The organism is Neisseria dentiae (assembly GCF_024580525.1).
Lineage (GTDB): Bacteria > Pseudomonadota > Gammaproteobacteria > Burkholderiales > Neisseriaceae > Neisseria > Neisseria dentiae_A.
Genome location: NZ_JANIKQ010000014.1, coordinates 52,879 through 70,061 on the forward strand (window position 1 = coordinate 52,879; position 17,183 = coordinate 70,061).

General features: G+C 54.3%; 16 protein-coding genes, 3 tRNA genes and 1 pseudogene. 12 read left to right on the forward strand and 8 right to left on the reverse strand.

Going from position 1 to position 17,183, the window contains the following annotated elements; translation table 11 throughout:
* Window positions 1-31: 31 nt before the first annotated feature.
* The 8 genes and pseudogenes from NQ012_RS09250 to NQ012_RS09280 all read right to left on the reverse strand — a co-directional run bounded on the left by NQ012_RS09250 (window position 32) and on the right by NQ012_RS09280 (window position 7,532).
* A complete protein-coding gene (locus tag NQ012_RS09250; protein ID WP_257067313.1) occupies window positions 32-376 on the reverse strand; it encodes a HepT-like ribonuclease domain-containing protein in 345 nt (114 codons plus the stop codon).
* Window positions 373-663, reverse strand: coding sequence for a nucleotidyltransferase family protein (locus tag NQ012_RS09255; RefSeq protein ID WP_257067314.1), 291 nt, complete (start codon window positions 661-663; stop codon window positions 373-375). Before NQ012_RS09255 ends, NQ012_RS09250 begins: the two co-directional genes overlap by 4 nt.
* Before the next feature lie 96 nt (window positions 664-759).
* Entirely contained in the window at window positions 760-3,084 is a 2,325-nt protein-coding gene (gene topA, locus NQ012_RS09260; protein ID WP_257067315.1) for a type I DNA topoisomerase, read from the reverse strand.
* Between the two features lie 173 nt (window positions 3,085-3,257).
* Complete coding sequence (locus NQ012_RS09265; protein WP_257067316.1) at window positions 3,258-3,530, reverse strand: hypothetical protein; 273 nt, start codon at window positions 3,528-3,530, stop codon at window positions 3,258-3,260.
* 677 nt (window positions 3,531-4,207) lie between these two features.
* A complete protein-coding gene (locus NQ012_RS09270) occupies window positions 4,208-4,663 on the reverse strand; it encodes a DUF494 family protein (protein WP_085366989.1) in 456 nt (151 codons plus the stop codon).
* 19 nt (window positions 4,664-4,682) lie between these two features.
* Window positions 4,683-4,868, reverse strand: coding sequence for a DprA-like winged helix domain-containing protein (locus NQ012_RS13165; protein ID WP_373566648.1), 186 nt, complete (start codon window positions 4,866-4,868; stop codon window positions 4,683-4,685).
* Between the two features lie 69 nt (window positions 4,869-4,937).
* Window positions 4,938-5,828: pseudogene (dprA, locus tag NQ012_RS09275) on the reverse strand (DNA-processing protein DprA); the annotation flags it as partial.
* A gap of 423 nt (window positions 5,829-6,251) precedes the next feature.
* Window positions 6,252-7,532 (reverse strand): LysM peptidoglycan-binding domain-containing protein, encoded by a 1,281-nt coding sequence (locus NQ012_RS09280; RefSeq protein WP_257067318.1) that lies wholly within the window; start codon window positions 7,530-7,532, stop codon window positions 6,252-6,254.
* 155 nt (window positions 7,533-7,687) lie between these two features.
* Here NQ012_RS09280 and def point away from each other — a divergent pair, with 155 nt between their 5' ends.
* The 12 genes from def to NQ012_RS09340 form a co-directional block, all read left to right on the forward strand.
* The gene (gene def, locus NQ012_RS09285) at window positions 7,688-8,191 is read left to right on the forward strand and encodes a peptide deformylase (RefSeq protein ID WP_257067319.1); all 504 of its coding nucleotides are present in this window, start codon (window positions 7,688-7,690) and stop codon (window positions 8,189-8,191) included.
* A 25-nt stretch (window positions 8,192-8,216) separates the two neighbouring features.
* On the forward strand, window positions 8,217-9,140 hold the full coding sequence (gene fmt / locus NQ012_RS09290) for a methionyl-tRNA formyltransferase (RefSeq protein ID WP_257067320.1): 924 nt from the start codon (window positions 8,217-8,219) through the stop codon (window positions 9,138-9,140).
* On the forward strand, window positions 9,137-10,396 hold the full coding sequence (gene rsmB, locus NQ012_RS09295; protein ID WP_257067322.1) for a 16S rRNA (cytosine(967)-C(5))-methyltransferase RsmB: 1,260 nt from the start codon (window positions 9,137-9,139) through the stop codon (window positions 10,394-10,396). The genes fmt and rsmB overlap by 4 nt, the downstream gene beginning before the upstream one ends.
* A complete protein-coding gene (locus tag NQ012_RS09300; RefSeq protein ID WP_257067323.1) occupies window positions 10,362-10,958 on the forward strand; it encodes a DUF4390 domain-containing protein in 597 nt (198 codons plus the stop codon). The genes rsmB and NQ012_RS09300 overlap by 35 nt, the downstream gene beginning before the upstream one ends.
* 3 nt (window positions 10,959-10,961) lie before the next feature.
* Window positions 10,962-13,088 carry a sensor histidine kinase gene (locus NQ012_RS09305; protein WP_257067324.1) on the forward strand — a complete coding sequence of 709 codons (2,127 nt, stop codon included), beginning with the start codon at window positions 10,962-10,964 and terminating at the stop codon, window positions 13,086-13,088.
* A complete protein-coding gene (locus tag NQ012_RS09310; protein ID WP_257067325.1) occupies window positions 13,081-14,361 on the forward strand; it encodes a sigma-54-dependent transcriptional regulator in 1,281 nt (426 codons plus the stop codon). The genes NQ012_RS09305 and NQ012_RS09310 overlap by 8 nt, the downstream gene beginning before the upstream one ends.
* A gap of 441 nt (window positions 14,362-14,802) precedes the next feature.
* Window positions 14,803-16,209: an OmpP1/FadL family transporter gene (locus tag NQ012_RS09315; RefSeq protein ID WP_257067326.1), complete on the forward strand. Its 1,407-nt coding sequence runs from the start codon at window positions 14,803-14,805 to the stop codon at window positions 16,207-16,209.
* 140 nt (window positions 16,210-16,349) lie between these two features.
* Complete coding sequence (locus NQ012_RS09320) at window positions 16,350-16,601, forward strand: YfhL family 4Fe-4S dicluster ferredoxin (RefSeq protein WP_085366979.1); 252 nt, start codon at window positions 16,350-16,352, stop codon at window positions 16,599-16,601.
* Between the two features lie 129 nt (window positions 16,602-16,730).
* Window positions 16,731-16,814, forward strand: a tRNA-Tyr gene (locus NQ012_RS09325).
* A 37-nt stretch (window positions 16,815-16,851) separates the two neighbouring features.
* Window positions 16,852-16,925, forward strand: a tRNA-Gly gene (locus tag NQ012_RS09330).
* Between the two features lie 9 nt (window positions 16,926-16,934).
* Window positions 16,935-17,009, forward strand: a tRNA-Thr gene (locus NQ012_RS09335).
* A gap of 48 nt (window positions 17,010-17,057) precedes the next feature.
* Window positions 17,058-17,183 (forward strand): GTP-binding protein (locus NQ012_RS09340; RefSeq protein ID WP_234395924.1); only part of this gene is annotated, 126 nt, incomplete at its 3' end.

Below are 17,183 nucleotides of genomic sequence, written 5' to 3' on the forward strand. Positions count from 1 at the left end.
TTTGCTTTTTTAATTCACTATAAAAATTCTATTACATCCGTACATCTGCCAATTTATCCAATAAATCCGGCAAGGCCGTCCGAACGGTTGCCCAAACAACTGCCCAATCAATATCAAAATAGCCGTGTGCGATGCGGTTTCTCATGCCGCGCATACTGCGCCATGGAATATGGGCATTGGCTTCGGTAAATTCAGGATAATCATTTATCAGTTTGGTTGCCGCTTCTCCGATGATGAGCAAACTCATAACGGTGGCCTGCTGTGTGCGCTCATCCGCTAAAAAATCCGATAGCAGCAAATCCTGATTGAAATCAATGGCATTTTGAGCGGCTTTGCGGATATGGCTCAAATAATCCTGTTTGCGGTCAATATTCATAACACCTTTGCCTCATTTAGCACCTGTTGCCGGAATGATGCGGGCAAATCTTGCGGCGTGCAGACATCGACACGCACCCCCAAAAGTGTTTCCAATTCATCCTGAAAACCGCCCAAATCAAAAAGCGTGGTGTGCGGCAACGGGTCAATCAACAAATCCAAGTCGCTGCCGTCGCTATCTGTGCCGCGTGCGGTTGAGCCGAAAATACGCACATTGGCAACGGGAAAACGGGCGGCGGTCTCGCGGATGGTTTGACGGTGCAGTGTGATGATTTCGGAGGGTCTCATTTTCTCTACTTCTTTGATATTTATGATTTATTATATATTGAAGATACAAAGCCGTCTGAAAATTTTTGATTTTCAGACGGCTTTTCGATGCCGGGGTTATTCTTCAGCCGCGCTTCCTTTCGGCGCAGGCGGTTTAATCTGCTCTTTCCAGCCGCATTCTTTCTGCGGGCAGACTTTTTCCACACCCCAGCGTTTGGTGGTTTTGATGGTTAACACCGGCCATTGGCATTTGGGGCAGGTTTCCGCGACGGGCGGGTTCCAAGTGGCGTAGTTGCAGTCGGGGTAAGTGCTGCAACTGTAAAACAGTTTGCCGTAGCGCGATTTGCGCTCCACCAGATGCCCTTTTTTGCATTGCGGGCATTCAACGCCGGTGTCTTTGGGTTTTTCCAGCGGTTCGATGTGCTTGCATTTGGGGTAGTTGGCGCAGCCGATGAATTTGCTGCCGGTGCGGCTGTATTTGTAAACCAGCTGGCCGCCGCATTTGGGGCATTGGCGGCCTTCGAGTTCGGCCTGCTCGGCGGCTTCCTGCGCGGTGCGTTCGGCGGCCTCTTCGGCGGTTTCGTTAACGTTGCGGGTGTAGCCGCATTCGGGGTAGCCGGCGCAGGCAACGAAGCGGCCGTTGCGGCCGAACTTGATTTGCAGTTTGTGGTTGCCGCATTTGGGGCAGGTTTCGTCAAGCTCTTGGGTGGTGAACTTGGCGCGCTCGATGCCTTCTTTTTCTTCAACCTGTTTGTGGAAGCCTTTCCAGAATTTGTCCATCACGGGTATCCACTCGCGTTTGCCGTTGGCGATTTCGTCGAGTTGGTCTTCGAGCTTGGCGGTGAAGTGGTAGTCGACGTATTGGGCGAAGTGTTCGGTGAGGAATTTGTTGACGATTTCGCCGGTGTCGGTGGGGGTGAAGCGTTTTTGCTCAAGGGTAACGTATTCGCGGTCTTTGAGCGTGGAAATGATGCTGGCGTAAGTCGACGGGCGGCCGATGCCGTATTCTTCGAGTGCTTTCACCAGCGTGGCTTCGTTGAAGCGGGGCGGCGGGGTGGTGAAGTGTTGTTCGCCATAGATGTTGTCGACGGGCAGGGTTTCGCCTTCGGCCATTTCGGGTAGTTTTTTGTTTTCTTCGCCTTCGCCTTCGTCGTCGGTGCTTTCTTCATACACGCTTAAGAAGCCGGCAAAGGTTTGCACTTGGCCGGTTACGCGGAAGATGCCGTCGCCCACGGCGATATCGACGGTGGTTTGGTCGAATTTTGCGGGCGCCATCTGGCAGGCAACGGTGCGCTGCCAGATCATTTGATAGAGTTTGAACTGGTCGGCGGTCAGGAACGGCTTCACGCTTTCGGGCGTGCGGTACACGGAAGTCGGGCGGATGGCTTCGTGCGCTTCTTGGGCGTTTTTGGATTTGGTTTTGTATTGCTTGGCCGCGGAAGGCAGATAATCTTTGCCGATTTTGTTTTCGATGTAGTGGCGGATTTCGGTAAGCGCTTCGTCCGACAGGGTTACGCTGTCGGTACGCATATAGGTAATCAGGCCGATGGCGCCCTGGCCGACGTCGATGCCCTCGTAAAGTTGCTGTGCGGTGCGCATGGTGCGGTCGGTGGTCATGCCGAGTTTGCGCACGGCGTCTTGCTGCATGGTCGATGTGGTAAACGGCGCGGCGGGGTTGCGGCTGCGCTTTTTCTTTTCGATGGCGGCAACGTGCGCGCTTTTGCCCTCTAAGGCGGCAAGCACCTCTGCTTGTGCAGTTTCAGACGGCAGCGAGAATTGCTCGAGCTTTTCGCCTTTGTATTGAACCAGTTTGGCGGTGAATTTGCTGCGGCCTTTGTGGCTGTCGAGGTGCAGCGTCCAGTATTCCTGCGCTTCAAAGGCGCGGATTTCGTTTTCGCGCTCGCAAATCAGGCGCAGGGCGGGGCTTTGCACGCGGCCGGCACTCAAGCCGCGGCGGATTTTTTTCCACAACAGCGGCGAGAGGTTGAAGCCGACCAGATAATCGAGCGCACGGCGCGCCTGCTGGGCATCGACGAGGTTGGTTTCGATGCCGCGCGGGTGGGCGATGGCTTCGAGTACGGCGGTTTTGGTGATTTCGTGAAACACCACGCGTTGCGGGTTGATGTTTTTCAAGCCGCGTTTGGTTTTGAGGATTTCCTGCAAATGCCATGAAATGGCTTCGCCTTCCCTATCCGGGTCGGTGGCCAGATAGAGGTTTTCGGCTTCTTTGGCGGCGGCGACGATGGCATCGACGTGTTTGGCATTGCGGGCAACCAGCTCGTATTTCATGGCGAAGTGGTTGTTTGGGTCGACCGCGCCGTTTTTCGGCACCAAATCGCGCACATGGCCGTAGGAAGCGAGAATTTCAAACTCGCTGCCGAGGTATTTTTTCAGCGTTTTGGCTTTGGAGGGCGACTCTACAATCAAAAGGTTTTTTGCCATGGTCGGTTTCCTGAATGTTGTCAAACAAGCAAAATCAAAATAGTTTGTGTTTCAGACGGCCTGAAATGAGGCCGTCTGAAAAATATTTTATGGTTGTGCGGCGCGGCGGTTTCGGTGGTGTGCCGCCGGTGCCTATTATTATTTATATGATGCGGCTTTATGGCTTGTCAAAACTATTTTTCGGTTTCAGACGGCCTTTTGCCGGGTTTGGTTTGTTTGCGGTAGAGGTAAACCGCCGCCAGCCCCCATAAAAAGTGGACGGAAAGGGCGGGGGAAACGGTGCGGAAGTTATAAATGCCTTTGTGCAGCAGGCGTTGGCTGTCGGGCAGGAAAATCAATGTGATGTGTGCCATCCAATCGCCGACTTGCGTACTCATCACCACCGAGGTCAGCATGATGGAAAATGCAGTTGCATAGAGCAAATCAATAAACGGAATGCGTAACATAATCTCTGTTTTATATTTACCAAGTGTTGAAAAACATAAGCGGGAGAGTGTGCTTGGTTGCAGGCCGTGCTGCATATGGACGGCGCACGAATGCGGATGCCGTTCCGGTCGTGCCGGACGGCGTGCGTATTCGGGCGCGCCCGCAGGCTGCTTGCGCGTGCGGCAGCGGTTGGAGCCGGTGCCGGTAGTGAGATTGGATTTCCGTGCGGCGCAGGTTGAGTCTGTTACCGCTAAGTAAGTGTTTGAATTATTGCTATGGTATTTTTATTGTGTTTTTATTGAGACCTTTGCAAAACCCCAAAAAGTTTATTTACCGTCATTCCTGCGCAGGCGGGAATCCAGACGCTTGGTATCCAAGTATTTGTTTAATCAATACTTGAAATTTTTTTCATCTGGATTCCCGCCTGCGCGGGAATGACGAAATCAAACATTTCAGACGGCCTGAAGGCAGTTTTGCAAAGGTCTCTATCGTATTTTTATTGTGTTTAAGGTGTCCGAAAGCCATCTGAAAACGTGTTCAGACGGCCTTCCTGTTGGTTCCCTTGTTGCCGTGCGGCAGAAGATGCGGCACGGGTTTTCCCTTTGAAATTAATTTATTCGGGTTCGGCAACGCGCGTGATAAAGCGGGTTGCCGTGTTTTCGGCCTTTGTGAAGGCCCGGTTTGCGTGTTTTCAGTTTCAATGCATCACGGCTTTGCCGTGCAGCGCCATCATCAGCTCTGCGCCGATCAGGGCGGGCAGTTCCGATTTGTGCGCCCACAAAACCAGCAGCGTGAGCACTTTGGCCATATCGACGGTAATGTCTTCGGCCGGCAGGTGCGCCAAGGCGTGCACCACAAATTCGCGCTGTTCGCCGTTGATGGCTTCGGCGCGGTCTAAGAAGTAGAGCAGGTTGATTACATCATGCGGCAGCGCGTCCAACTCTTCGTGGTGGTAAACGCGCATGGCGCCGCTGCTGTAACGGGTTTCGGCAACTTCGGGGCTGTTGGCCAGCACCTCGAGCAACATCAGGGCTTGGTTGATTTCCAAATCGCTGAAACCGATGTCTTCCAGAATCTGCCCCAGGTCCGATGGGGCGGGGCAGGCGTCCAAGTCGTAAAAGTGTTTGATTAAAAAGGCGATAACATCAGCCATGATGGTTCCTTGTTTTTTGTTATTTAACCCGCTGGTAGCGGCCGCCCGGCAAGGCGGCAATTTGGTTTGCCAGCTCGAGTTCGAGCAATTGCGCATAAATTTCGGCAGCGGGCAGGTTGAGGGCCTGCGCCAGGCTGTCGGGGTGTGCCGGGCTGTAGCCTAAAGCCGTTAGGAGCGGGTGCTCGGCGGGCTGTTCGGCAGACACGGCCGCTACTGCGTTTTCCTCGTGTTGTGCGGTGTTCCGAACCGCCTGCTGGGCAGGGCGTTCGGGCGGTGTGTACTGCAATAACTGCGGGCATTCCTGAACGATATCGTCCAAGCATTCCACCAGCTTGGCGCCTTCTTTTATCAGCTTGTGGCAGCCTTTGCTGTGCGGGTTGTCGATGGAACCGGGAACGGCCATCACTTCGCGCCCCATTTCTGCGGCCAGTTTGGCGGTAATCAGCGACCCGGATTCGGGCGCGGCTTCCACCACCAAAACGGCTTGCGACAGGGCGGCAATCAGGCGGTTGCGGCGCGGAAAATTGCCGGCCAGCGGGCGGGTGCCCAGCGGAAACTCGCTGATAACCAAACCTTGTTCGGCAATCTGATAGGCCAGCGCTTTATTCGTTTGCGGATAAATGCGGTCTATCCCCGTTCCCCAAACGGCGACGGTGCCGCCGTTTGCCTGCAAGGCGCCCTGATGCGCTGCGGTGTCGATGCCGGAAGCCATGCCTGAAACCACAGTTATCCCCTTTTCGCTCAGGGCTTGGCCGAAATCGCGGGCAATCCGCACCGCCTGCGGTGTGGCGTGGCGGCTGCCGACGATGGCGACGGCAGGGCGGTGCAGCAACTCACTGCGGCCGCGTAAAAACAGCAGCGGCGGCGGGGTGATGCCTTCTGCCAGCATCTGCGGGAAGTCGCTGTCGCCCAGCAGCATCAGCCGGCAGTGTTCCTGTTTCTCCCATGCCAAGGCTGCTTCCGCAGCGGCCGTTGCCTGCGCGTTATCCCCTTCCCACGCGGCAACGGCTTGTTTGTGGTAAACCAGTTTCCGTACGGTTTCGGCAGGTGCTGCCAAAGCAGCCCGGGCGGAGCCGTAATGCCGTATCAGTGCCAAAAAACTTTCTGCGCCCACATAAGGGGTGAGCGCAAGCTGTATCCAGGCATATCGTTCTGAATCATTCATGGCTTAAACCCCGTTGTGTTTGCATTCGGCATTTAATAATGCCGGTGATATTTTTTATGTTTGCAATTCTATCTTTTTTGTAATGGTTTGTTAATCACTTTGAAGTTTTATTTACACACGGCTTTTGGCAAAACTTGTTCAAGCCGTCTGAAAAATTCTTAACCGCTGCTGTTTCTGCATGGGTGGGAATCTGTGATTTTGTTAAATAGTTTTTATATTTCAATATGTTGTTAAATTTTTGGTGGGCTTGTGCCGGTGCGGGCATGGCGGCGGATCAGATTTCAGGGTTGGTTTTTGAGTTTTGTAAAGGTTTGATCCTAGTGTTGCAGAAGTGTGAATGTGTAGTGAAAACGGCAACAAAAAAGCACGCTTGGCCGCGTGCTTTTTTCAGACGGCCTCTGCTGAGGCCGGTTGGCTGCTTTATCAGGGGTTGATATTGCTTTTGATGTTGTATTCGTTGTATTCGGTATCGTGCGATTCCTGCGGCACATTCGGGGCGTGCGGGGTGTCGTCGGCCATATTGTCCAAATCTTGGCCGGGTTCGGATGCGGTGTCGCCGATGCTGATGCTGGTCAGACTTTCCAGAATAATGGCCGAGGCCAAGTTTTTGCTGGTTCGGTAAACCATCGCCAAGCCGGCTTCTTCGGCGGGAATCGACACATATTTCACCACGCTGCGGCCGCCTTTTTTACCATTTTCCAAGTCCACTTTCACTTGTCGGCCGCGTTTATACAGGCTCAATACGGTGCCTTTGTCCAAACCGTCGGCCTCGCCTTTGTTGAGCGTGATGGTTTGGAACTGGCCTGCTTCGCCGATGCCGTTGAAAATCGATACGACTTTGGCATCGACATGGCGGCTGGGGGCGTGCGGCATCATTTGGAAGCTGTCGCCTTCGTCGGTCATTTTCAGCAGGAAATCACCTTTACGCACTTCGGAAACGGCTTCTTCCACCACCAAAGGCTGCGCGGTTTGGGTGGGCACTTTCACCAGCGGGTGCAGGCGGGTGTAGTATTCGTTGTCGGGCAGCGAGCCGGCGTCTTTTTCGCTGCGGGCATCCAGTGCGCTGTTGGTGTAGGGCAGGGTGCTCACGATGCCGCTGAACACCACTTCCTGGCCGAGGTATTTTTTGGTGTCGGGGTCGGTGATGTCTTTAACCGCGCGGTAAACCAGATAGCGGCCGGGTTCGGTGATGCCGTAGGCGTACACACGGTCGCCTTTGCTATAAAGCACACGGTTGTCGGGGCCATCGATCAGGCGCGGCGCATCTTGGGTCTGCATCTGCGGAATCACTTGCGGATGCTGCATAAACATGCGGTAGAAGTTTACGTTAACGGTTTGGATGCCGTAGCCGGAAGACATCTCGCGCACGCGCGGCGCCAGTTTGACTACGGGAATGTTGCCTTCGCGGTAGGAAGCGGCCTTGTCGAAGCCCAATACCGGGCGGCCGTTGACATAACGCAACACCAACACCTGGCCGGGATAAATCATATGCGGGTTGCGCACGGCATTGCGGTTGCTTCCCCACAGGCGGTTCCATTGCCACGGGCTGTAAAGGTATTTGCCCGAAATGCCCCATAAAGTGTCGCCCTGCTTCACCACATAACGCTGGGGTGCGTCGGGGCGCACTTTCAGAGCGGCGGCCGCGGCCTGGCCGGAAATTGCCAAACCTGCGGCGCAAAGCAAGGTTATAATATGTTTTTGCATGACTTGTTCCCCTTGAAATCGGAATAGATTATCTTTAATTAACTGTTAACGGTTGGGCTTTGGCTGCCCTATGGAATCATGGGTGATATTTTACCACCTAATATTGCCGTTATCATAGCATTAAGCACACATATTTTTACATTTGAGATTAAATTATGGCATTACTTAACATTCTCCAGTATCCCGACGAGCGTCTGCACAAGGTTGCCGCGCCGGTGGCCGAGGTGGACGGGCGCATCAAAACGCTGGTGGCCGATATGTTCGAAACCATGTATGAAGCGCGCGGCATCGGTTTGGCGGCCACGCAGGTCGACGTGCACGAGCGGGTGGTGGTGATGGATTTAACCGAAGATAAAAGCGAACCGCGTGTGTTTATCAACCCCGTTATCACGCATAAAGACGGTGAAACCACTTATGAGGAAGGCTGCCTTTCCGTACCCGGCATTTACGACACCGTAACCCGTGCCGAGCGCGTAACCGTTGAAGCACTCAACGAAAACGGCGAAAAATTCACCCTCGAAGCCGACGGCCTGCTGGCCATCTGCATACAGCACGAACTCGACCACCTGATGGGGAAAGTGTTTGTGGAGCACTTGTCGCAGCTGAAGCAGAACCGCATCAAAACCAAGCTGAAAAAGCGCCAGAAACACAATCTATAACCTTTCAGACGGCCTATCTATCAATATGAAAGTCATTTTTGCAGGCACCCCCGATTTTGCCGCTTCCGCCCTGAAAGCCATTGCTGCGGCGGGCTTTGAGATTCCGCTGGTGTTAACCCAACCCGACCGCCCCAAGGGGCGCGGTATGCAGTTGCAGGCAAGCCCGGTTAAGCAGGCTGCGCTTGATTTGGGGCTGACCGTTGCCCAGCCGCCGAGCCTGCGCAATGAAGAAGCACAGGAATTGTTGCGCAAACAACACGCCGATGTGATGGTGGTGGCCGCCTACGGCCTGATTTTGCCGCAGGCCGTGCTCGATATTCCGCAACACGGCTGTTTGAATATCCATGCTTCGCTGCTGCCGCGCTGGCGCGGTGCGGCGCCGATACAGCGTGCGATCGAAGTAGGCGATGCCGAAACCGGCGTGTGCATCATGCAGATGGACGCGGGTTTGGACACCGGCAATGTGGTCAGCGAGCACCGCTACGCCATCAAAACGGCAGACACCGCCCAAAACGTGCACGACGCTTTGGCCGAAATCGGTGCGCAGGCAATTGTGGCTGATTTACAACGTTTGCAGCAGGAAGGCCGTCTGAAAAGCATACCCCAGCCTGAAAACGGTGTAACGTATGCACAGAAATTGAGCAAAGAAGAAGCCAAAATCGTTTGGAGCGAAGCGGCCGCGGCGGTCGAGCGCAAAATCCGTGCTTTTAATCCCGTGCCCGGCGCTTGGACGGAATATCAAGGCAAACCCCTGAAAATCTGGCGGGCCGAAATAGTGGCGCAGAGCGGCGAAGCGGGCGAAGTGCTGCATTGCGGTTCAGACGGCCTGATTGTGGCCTGCGGCGAGCAGGCTTTGAAAATTACCGAATTGCAGCCCGCCGACAGCAAGCGTATGAATATCGCCGCTTTTGCCGCCGGCAACCGCATAGCGGCAGGAGAGAAGCTGTGAGCATGGCCTTGGCGCAGAAACTCGCCGCCCAAAGCATAGCGGCGGTGGCGGCAGGGCAGAACCTGCAAGACGCGCTGGCCGCCATCCGCGCCGGCCATCCCGATTTGAGCCAGCAGGAAAGCGGCGCTTTGCAAGACATCGCCTACGGCTGCCAGCGCCATAACGGCAGCCTGAAGTTTATGCTCGGCAAAATGCTCGCCAAACCGATTACCAATCCGCAGCTCGAAAGCCTGCTGCTGGCGGCGCTCTACCAGCTCCACTACACCCGCAACGCCCCTCATGCAGTGGTGAACGAAGCGGTGGAAGAAATCGCTAGAATCGGCAAAGGGCAATACCGTTCTTTCGCCAACGCCATCCTGCGCCGTTTTTTGCGCGAGCGCGACAAACTGGCGGCAGCCTGCAAACACAACGATGTGGCGAAATACAACCTGCCCGAGTGGTGGATACGGTATCTGCAAAACCACTATCCCAAGCATTGGCACAATATGGCTGCCGCCTGGCAGCTGCATCCGCCGATGGTTTTGCGCGTCAACCGCCGCCGCAGCAATGCCGAAGATTATGTGGCTGCGCTGGCGCAGGCGGGCATGGCGGGAAAAGTGTTGGGCGATTATGCCGTGATGCTTGAAGAAGCCGTGCCGGTTGCCCGCCTGCCCGGTTTTTCAGACGGCCTCGTGTCGGTGCAGGATCTCGGCGCCCAGCAGGCGGCCTATATTTTGAACCCGCAGCACGGCGAACGCATTTTGGATGCCTGCGCCGCGCCCGGCGGCAAAACCGGCCACATATTGGAACTGGCCGATTGCGAAGTTACCGCTTTGGATATAGATGCAGGCCGTCTGAAAAGAGTGGCGGATAATCTGAGCAGGCTGGGTTTTCAGACGGCCTCTTTAAAATGCGCCGACGCGCAGGATTTAAACGCATGGTATGACGGCCGACCGTTCGACGCCATATTGGCCGACGTTCCCTGCACTGCTTCAGGCGTGGTGCGGCGCAACCCCGACATCAAATGGCTGCGCCGCCCCGGCGATGCCGCCAAAACCGCGCGCCAGCAGGAAAAACTGCTCGACGCGCTGTGGCAGACCCTGACGAAAAACGGCAGGATGCTTTTGGCCACCTGTTCGGTTTTCGTTGAAGAAAACGAACAGCAGCTGCAAAAATTCCTCAACCGCCACGCCGATGCCGAATGTGTGCAGTCGCGTGTGCTTTTACCCAACAAACAGCAAGATGGCTTTTATTACGCGCTTATTCAAAAACAGTAAAAAACTACTGTTGCTGCCCGTTCTGCTGGCCGTGTCTTTTCAGACGGCCGCAGAAGGCATCAGCGCGACCCGTATGCAGGCCACACTCACATCGTCGGGGCAGATGCTGGTGAGCAGCCGCTTCAAAACCGATTTGCCCGACCAGCTCAAGCAGGCGCTCAACCAAGGCGTGCCGCTCACGTTTACCCTGAACTACCAGCTTTCCGCCCCCACAATAGCGGCCTACCGCTTCAAGCTCGGCCAGCTGGTGGGCAGCGACAGCTCGATCCAATACAAACTCTCTTACCATCCGCTGACCAACCGCTACCGCGTTGCCGTCGGCACGTTTTCCACCGAATACAACAGCTTGGAAACCGCCCTGCGCGGCGTAGGCGCGGTGGCCAACTGGCGGGTGCTGGGCAGCGGCGCCCTCAGCGGCGTGCAGGCGGGCGAAACCAAAGCCGAAATTCGTTTGGCGCTGAGCACGTCGCAGCTGCCCAAACCGTTCCAAATCAACGCACTCACGTCAAAAAGCTGGCAGCTCGACTCGGGCTGGCAGTCACTCAATATCTCGCAGGAATAAACCATGCGGTATTTTCTTTTTATTGCCGGCGTGCTTGCATTCATTTCGCTCTATATCCTCACGCTGGCCACCGATAACGACAGCATTTTAGGCGACTATTTCTGGTGGATTATCGCTGCCAGCAGCGTGTTGGTAGCCGTGTTGCTGGCGGTGTTGGTGCGCTATATCCGCCTGCTGATGCGCGATGTGAAAAGCGGCGTGTTCGGCTCGCAAATCGCCCGCCGCCTGGCCGGTATGTTTACGCTGGTGGCCGTGTTGCCGGGTTTGTTTCTGTTCGGCGTGTCGGCCCAGTTTATTTCCAACAGCATTAATTCATGGTTCGGCAACGATACCCACGATGCGCTCGAGCGCGGGTTGAACTTGAGCAAATCGGCATTGAACCTGGCTTTGGATAACAGCGTGCGCAATGCCACCCCACTGCAAATCGATTTGATCAGCGCCGCATCGTTGGGGCGGAACCTGAGCCGCGCATTGGCAGGGGCGCCCGATACGCAGCAATTCAGCCAGCTTGCGGTTTACAACCTGCGCACGCAGGCGGTTGATGTGGTGCGCAACCCCAACAAACTGCCGGCGCCGGTTTTGGATAACGTAACCCGCGACTTGTTGGAAAAGTCCGGCTCGGCGCGCAGCATCGAAAATCTCGGCGGTGTACTGTATGCGCAAGGCTGGCTGGCGGTGAATGCAGGCAACGGCAGCAGCAGTGCGCTGTTTTTCCGTCAGCCCATTCCCGAAAATGTGGCGCAAGACGCCACGCTGATTGAAGCGGCGCGCGCCAAATATGCCGAGTTGACTTATGCCAAGCAAGGCCTGCAAACGTTTTTTCTGGTGACCTTGCTGATAGCCACCTTGCTGGCGATTATGCTGGCTTTGGTGATGGCGCTGTATTTTGCCCGCCGTTTCGTCGAGCCGGTATTGTCGCTGGCGGAAGGCGCACGCGCAGTGGCGCAGGGTGATTTTTCACAAAAACGCCCCATTTTCCGCAACGACGAATTCGGCAGGCTCACACACCTGTTCAACCACATGACCGAACAGCTGAGCATCGCCCAAGAGGCGAGCGAGCGCAACCGCTTGCAGCAGGAAGCCGCCCGCCATTACCTCGAGTGTGTGCTGGCCAGCCTGACCACGGGCGTGGTAACCACAGACGACACAGGCCGTCTGAAAGCCTATAACGAAAGTGCGGAACACATACTCGGCGTTTCATTGAAAGATTTGGCGGGCACCAGTTGGCACGACTGGGCGAAACAGTCGCCGCAGCACGCCGTGCTGGCGGAAACGTTCGCTTCCATAGTGGAAACCGCCCCGGTCGATAAAGCCGTACAGCTCGGTTATGCCGCGCCCGACGAAGCACGGATTCTGCTGGCGAAAGCCACCATTCTGCCCGACGACAACGATAACGGCATCGTGATGGTGTTTGACGACATCACCATGCTGGTGCGGGCACAGAAAGAAGCGGCCTGGGGCGAGGTGGCCAAACGCCTGGCGCACGAAATCCGCAACCCGCTCACCCCTATCCAACTTTCCGCCGAAAGATTGGCATGGAAATTGCATGATAAGCTCGGCGAGCAAGACGCCCAGATTCTCACACGGTCCACCGACACGATTATCAAGCAGGTGGCGGCTTTGAAAGAAATGGTGGAAGCCTTCCGCAATTACGCGCGCGCGCCCTCGCTCAAGCTCGAACGGCTTGATTTGAACCAAATTATTGAAGAAGTTTTGTTTTTATATGAAGGCAGTAAGTGTACATTCACGGCCGATTTAAGTAATATAGCCCTTTTCATTGCCGCCGACACCACCGCCATGCGGCAGGTGCTGCACAATATTTTCAAAAACGCGGCCGAAGCGGCCGAAGAAGAAAGCATGCCGGCCGTCCGCGTTTGCACGCAGCCGGCGGAAGACAACAAACACGTGGTGCTCACCGTAACCAACAACGGCAAAAGTTTCAGCAAAGAAATGCTGCATCACGCTTTTGAACCTTATGTAACCGACAAACCCACCGGCACCGGCCTGGGTTTGCCCGTAGTGAAAAAAATCATCGAAGAACACGGCGGCCGCATCAGTCTGAATAATCCGGCGGAAGGCGGCGCGTGTGTCAGAATAGTCTTGCCCAGATTGGTAGAAGCTTATGCGTAGTAGTGATATTTTGATTGTGGACGACGAAATCGGCATCCGCGACCTGCTCTCGGAAATCCTTCAAGACGAAGGCTATACCGTTACATTGGCCGAAAATGCCGAAGAAGCGCGCCAGCTCCGCCACCAAACCCGTCCGGCGATGGTATTGCTCGACATCTGGATGCCCGACTGCGACGGCATTACCCTTTTGAAAGAATGGGCGAAAAACGGCCAGCTCACCATGCCGGTGGTAATGATGAGCGGCCACGCCAGCATCGACACCGCCGTCGAGGCCACCAAAATCGGCGCGTTGGACTTTCTCGAAAAACCCATTGCGCTGCAAAAACTGTTGAGCACGGTTGACCGTGCCCTGAAATACGGCGAAATGCAGGCCGCAGCAGGTCTGTCGCTCGACAAACTCGGTAACAGCCCGTCGATTCAAGATCTTAACCGGGCTTTGGAACCGGCGATCAAGCAAAACAAACCCGTGCTGCTAACCGGCGAGAGCGGCTCGCCGTTCGGGTTGGTGGCCCGTTATTTTCAAAAAAACGGCAACCCGTGGGTGGAGCCGGGCAAAACCGAACATATCGTCGATATCCCGATGGAGCTGCTGCAAAAAGCGGCGGGCGGGATACTGTATTTGGGTGATATTTCCGAATACAGTAAAAGCCTGCAACAGGGCATTGCGTTTTTGCTGAGCAAGGCCGACCGCAGCAATGTGCGCATTATCTGCGCCGCCAGCCGGCAGGGTGAAACCGCCGACAATCCGGTTATCGATGCCAAGCTGCAAGAAGCCTTGTCAAACTGTGTGATTAAGATTCCGCCGTTGCGCAGCCAGCCCGACGATATGGTGTTTTTGGTGGAGCGGATTCTGAGCGAATTGGCTGAAACGCAGAAAATCACGCCGGTCAAATTCAGCCCTGCGGCGTTGAATATCCTGCGTCAATATGATTGGCCGGGCAACTTCGAGCAATTGCGCGGTGTGGTGAAAAACCTCGCGCTGGGTGCGGAAGGCGGCGAAGTGGACGAGCAGGCGGTAGGCGCCGTGCTCGGGCAGATGAACCGTGCCCCGGTTTCCGAGATGGTGGGCGGTTTCAACTTCAATATGCCGTTGCGCGAATTGCGCGAAGAATTGGAGCGCCGTTATTTCGAATACCATATCGTGCAGGAAAGCCACAACATGAGCCGGGTGGCTCAGAAAGTCGGTTTGGAGCGCACCCACCTTTATCGAAAACTGAAGCAGCTCGGTATCAATTTTTCGCGCCGCGGCGGTGATAAAAACACCGACGAATAAACACGAAATATGATTTAACCGCACAGGCTGTCTGAAAACTTTCAGACGGCCTGTGTGTTTTTTAAGCTTTATCCATACATAACGCCATAATGAAATTAAATGAATTCATCATAACACAGTTAAACCAATTACTTAGTAAAAGCTCCTTCATGCTCGGGCTTGATTCGAGCATGACGTGTGTGATTTTCTTAAGTTGGTTCACTATAGGGAGAAAACAACAAAAGTTCCGCTTGGCCGGCTGCTCTTGTGAAAAATATCACATAAAATGAAAAGAAATGTTATAGAATTGAGTGCCTACACTAATTCCTAACATGACGAATCGTAGTAATACAACTCGGAACCTTGTTAAAACGGTTGTTTGCCGCAGCCTTTGAACGGTATCTGCAACCGGCGGTTTCGAGAATATTTTTATATCGATTTTTTTTTGATTGGTTTGAAGCTATGAAACACACACAACGCTATCTTCCCGTGATTATCGGTGCGGTATTTGCCATGCAGGCACACGCTTCCGGCTATCATTTCGGCACCCAGTCCGTTTCGGCACAAAGCACTGCCAATGCCGCCGCCGCCGAAGCCGCCGATGCGTCAACCCTGTTTTACAACCCCGCCGGCCTGACTAAGCTGGAAAGCTCTGAAATTTCAGCCTCATTAAACCTCGTTTCTCCCAGTGTGAAATACAGTGAAGGCCAAGCCGTTTATAACGGCGGCGCTACTGTAAACAACAGCAGCGGCAGCGGTAAAATCGCCAAAGATTTGGTGTTTGCCCCGCATATCTATGGCGCCTACAAAGTGAACGACGATGTGGCCGTCGGATTGGGTGTTTATGTGCCGTTCGGCTCTAAAACCGAATATGCCCACGATTCCGCCCTGCGCTACAATCTGAATAAAACCGAATTGACCACCGTGGCAGTAGAGCCTGCCGTGGCGTTCAAACTAAACGAAAAACACTCGGTTGCAGTAGGAGCCATCGCCCAATACAGCTCGGCCGGACTGCGGAAGTATGCCGACTGGGCGGCATCGGCACGACAAACCGCCCTCAATCCCGACCCCGCCGGCATCGGCAGCATGGACGGCTATGCCGAAGTTAAAGGCAAAGACTGGGGCTTCGGCTACCATTTGGCATGGATGTGGGATATTAATGACCGTACCCGCGTGGGCGTAAACTACCGTTCGCGTATCAAACATAATCTGGAAGGCACGGCGGATTGGACGGCGCAAGGTGCCGTGGCGCAACGTCTGTATGCCGCCCGTATCGGCCAAACATTGGAAAACGGCGGCACCGGCTATGTACCGCATGAAAAAGCCAGCCTGAAAATCACCACCCCCGAATCGTTGTCGGTACACGGCATGTATCGCGCGGGCGAACAGTGGAACTTGTTCGGTGATGTAACATGGACACGCCACTCACGCTTCAACCGTGCCGAATTGCAGTTTGAAAACGCCAAACGCACCGCCAGCGGCCAGCCGTCCAACCAAACCATTATCGAGCCCAACTGGCGCGACACTTACAAAGTATCGCTCGGAGCGGCATACCAAGTCAGCGAACCGCTGCAACTGCGCTTCGGCATGGCTTACGACCAATCGCCCGTGCGCAATGCCAACGAGCGCCTCGTGACCATGCCCGACAATAACCGGATCTGGTACTCGCTGGGCGCGAAATACGACATCGGCAAAAAGCACACATTAAACACCGCATACAGCTATGTGTATATTCAAAAAGGCGATGCCGTTGTACAAGGTAAATCTTCCAACGCGCAAGTAACCACTGTAGACAGCAACGTTTCGTCATCCGCCAGCTATAAAAGCCATGCCCATATAGTAGGTTTGCAATACAACTACCGTTTTTAATGCATAAAACACCAAAGGCCGTCTGAAAACATTCAGACGGCCTTTGGTGTTTTATGCCGAAGCGGAAGGCAATGGTTTTAAAGCAGTTTATGTTATAATCCGCCTTCGGTTTTGAACTCAATATTTTTAAAGGAAAAAAAATGTCGCTCTTTATTACGGATGAGTGCATTAACTGTGATGTCTGCGAGCCGGAATGCCCCAACGACGCCATTTCTCAAGGGGAAGAAATTTACGAAATCAACCCCAATCTCTGCACGCAATGCGTCGGCCACTACGACGAGCCGCAATGCCAGCAAGTGTGCCCGGTGGACTGCATTCTGATCGACGAAGAAAATCCCGAAAGCCCTGAAGAGTTGCAGGCAAAATACGAACGGATTGTTGCAGAAAAGTAAACCGTTCGGAGGCCGTCTGAACAAAAATAAATTTATTTAAAATTACCGCGTTAAGATTAATTAATAAAAAAACGCAAAAATCATCTTGACGGGGTTTTGAGAAGTCTCTAATATTGCGTTTCTCTTTTTGGAGGGATTCCCGAGCGGTCAAAGGGGGCAGACTGTAAATCTGTTGCGTAAGCTTCGAAGGTTCGAATCCTTCTCCCTCCACCAAAAATCCAATCAAACTTGGAGCAGAGAAATACAGTAAGCGGGTGTAGCTCAATGGTAGAGCAGAAGCCTTCCAAGCTTACGGTGAGGGTTCGATTCCCTTCACCCGCTCCAAAAAAATCAGCCCATGTAGCTCAGGGGTAGAGCACTCCCTTGGTAAGGGAGAGGTCGGCAGTTCAATTCTGCCCATGGGCACCAATCCATTCATTCACCCAAACTTAAAGCTTTAGGAATAGGAAAATTGCCATGGCTAAAGAGAAATTCGAGCGGAGCAAACCGCACGTAAACGTTGGCACCATCGGTCACGTTGACCATGGTAAAACCACTTTGACTGCCGCACTGACCACCATTCTGGCCGAAAAATTCGGCGGT